1 protein-coding gene is annotated in these 1,021 nt (G+C 69.7%); it reads right to left on the bottom strand.

All coding sequences use genetic code 11. From position 1 onward, the window contains the following. Window positions 1-1,021, bottom strand: a 1,021-nt coding sequence (locus ACLQ25_RS32680; protein ID WP_425734583.1) for an IS110 family transposase, incomplete at both ends; no start/stop codon positions are given.

Raw genomic sequence — 1,021 nt, 5'->3', positions numbered from 1 at the left:
CGACGAGGCGGTTGCCGATCTGGCGCAGGGCGGCGTTGTGGCCGATTTCGTGGGCGCGGAGTTCGTCGTAGTAGGCGCGGACGCCGGGGTCGTGCAGGATCGCGGCTCCGGCCTGCATGTGGAGGGCGTCGACGAGGCGGTCGTTGTGCACGAACCGGGCGTGCACGGTCCTGGACTTGCCCGACTGGCGGGTGATCGGCGCGGTGCCGGCGTAGTTTTTGCGGGATTTGGCGTCGGCGTAGCGGTTTGTGGCGTCGCCGAACTCTGCGAGCACCCGGGCGCCGAGGATGACACCGATACCGGGTTGGCTGAGGTAGACCTCAGCGTCCGGGTGCTGACCAAAATGGGCCTCGACCTGCCCCTCGAGAATGCGAATCTCGGTGTTGAGGGTCTGCAGGACCGCGATCGTCGCGCGGACGGTTGCCGCGTAGGCGGTGGCGACGACGTCGGCCTGGCCCAGGTGCTCGGCGCGTAGCGCCTGCTGGATCGTCGCGGCCTCGGCGGGGATGTCACGGCGGCGGGCCTTCTTCAACGCGGCGCTGATCTGCGTGACGGTCAGCTTGGCCGCCGCGGCCGGGGTGGGTGCCTTCGCGAGTAGTTCCAGCGCGTCGCTGCCGGTGAGCGTCAACGGCTGATAGGCCTGCAACGCGGCCGGGAAGTAGTCCCGCAGCGCCGCCCGTAGCCGCAGCGTGTGACGGGTGCGTTCCCAGATCAGCGTCTGGTGCGCCCGGGCCACGACCTTCACCGCCTCGGCGATGTCGGAGTCCGCGGCGACCTGACGCAGCTGGTGGCGGCGGGTCCGGAGCATGTCGGCCAGGGCACGCGCGTCGGCCTTGTCACTCTTGGCACCCGAGAGCGACAACAGTTCACGGTGCCGCGCGGCCTGCTTCGGGTTCACCCCGTAGACCTGGTAGCCGGCGGCGACCAACGCCCTCACCCACGGCCCCCGGTCGGTCTCGATACACACCAGCACGTCCGACGGCTTCGCGTCATCGGGCAGGAACCCGGCAACAAGATCATG

Source organism: Micromonospora sp. DT44, assembly GCF_049841635.1.
In the GTDB taxonomy this organism is placed as follows: Bacteria; Actinomycetota; Actinomycetes; order Mycobacteriales; family Micromonosporaceae; genus Micromonospora.
This window is presented reverse-complemented; position numbering and strand designations above follow the sequence as displayed.